Below are 1308 nucleotides of genomic sequence, written 5' to 3' on the forward strand. Positions count from 1 at the left end.
CTCCGTCGTGGAGGTCGCGTTCGATGCGGCGCAGGTCGGCTGCGGCGGTGTCGACCACCGTGCCCCGGTCCGACTCCAGCTCCCACACCCGGGTCGCCAGCCGCGACGGGCCCAGCAGCCCGATCACCAGGAGCCGGTCGACGCTGGTCAGCGCGCGCATCACCCACGGGGCCGCCAGGAGGACCAGAACCCCGAGCACGCAGGACGCGGCGACCTCGAACGGGGTGTCCAGGTAGAAGTGGCGGCCCCGGTCGTCGTCCCCGAACAGCTCGAGGCCCGGCTGGTCGACGTACGCGGGGAAGACCCAGCGCCACAGCGGATACGTCGCGAAGCCCCAGCCGTAGCAGGCGAACACCATCGCGACGGTGAAGGCGAAGATCGCCCACGGCAGGTGCAGCAGCGCGTACAGCACATGCCGCCACGAGGTGCCGCTCTTCAGCAGCGCGCCCACCCAGGACACCGGCCCCCGCTTGCCCCCGGCCACGCGGACCGGCTCGGGCTCGGCCACCTCCAGCCGCAGCAGCGCCCGGGCGCGGGCCCGCTCCACGACCCCGATGCCCCGGCAGCCCGCCAGGGCGGCGCCGAGCACCGGAACGCCGAGGAAGGTGATCAGCAGCCCCGCGCCGAGGGAGAGCATGACGGCCGCGTACGCGAAGGTCAGGACCGCCATCGGCAGGCTGAGCAGCAGATAGAGGAACTCGCGCCAGACGCGGGCCTCGAACGGCGCGCGCAGTGCCGGCGGCACCAGGCGGTGCCGGGGCTCGCTCCCCGGCCCGTACGGTCCGTATGCGGTGGCCATCTCGTCGTCCGTCCTCCCGAGCCGAAGCCGGTGCCCGGCTTGTCGCTGTCGTCGTCCTCCAGAGTCCCCGGGGCCGGTGGCCCCGGGAATGAAGCGGGTCGGCGTCTTCACCCGGGGGCTAACCCCACCCCTTCGGCACGGCCTGCGCGGTGCGGCGAGCCGCTCTACGCGGACCGGCGGGCCGCCGCCGCGCGGCGCGGGACGCCGCCCGTACGGCTCGTACCGTCGCGGTCGCGCCACGGCAGCTCGGCCTCCACCGAGGTCGGGCCGCCGGGCGGGGAGTCCACCAGGAACCGGCCGTCGACCGAGCCGAGCCGTTCCGCCAGCCCCGCCAGCCCGCTGCCCCCGTCCGGGGACGCGCCGCCGCGCCCGTCGTCCCGCACCCGGATCAGCAGCCGGCTGCCCGACCGGGACAGCTCCACCGAAGCGGTCCGGGCGTTGCTGTGTTTGCTGATGTTCTGGAGGAGTTCGGAGACGGTGAAGTAGGCGATGCCTTCGATGGCGGGTGC

2 protein-coding genes are annotated in these 1308 nt (G+C 74.6%); both read right to left on the reverse strand.

Annotated elements, in window-relative coordinates:
• Positions 1–799: sensor domain-containing protein (locus EEJ42_RS31565; protein ID WP_184503362.1), on the reverse strand; the 799-nt coding region annotated here is incomplete at its 3' end.
• A gap of 164 nt (positions 800–963) precedes the next feature.
• Positions 964–1308: sensor histidine kinase (locus tag EEJ42_RS31570; protein ID WP_342778356.1), on the reverse strand; the 345-nt coding region annotated here is incomplete at its 5' end.

Origin of the sequence: Streptomyces botrytidirepellens (assembly GCF_003721215.1) — a bacterium.
Taxonomy (GTDB): domain Bacteria; phylum Actinomycetota; class Actinomycetes; order Streptomycetales; family Streptomycetaceae; genus Streptomyces; species Streptomyces himastatinicus.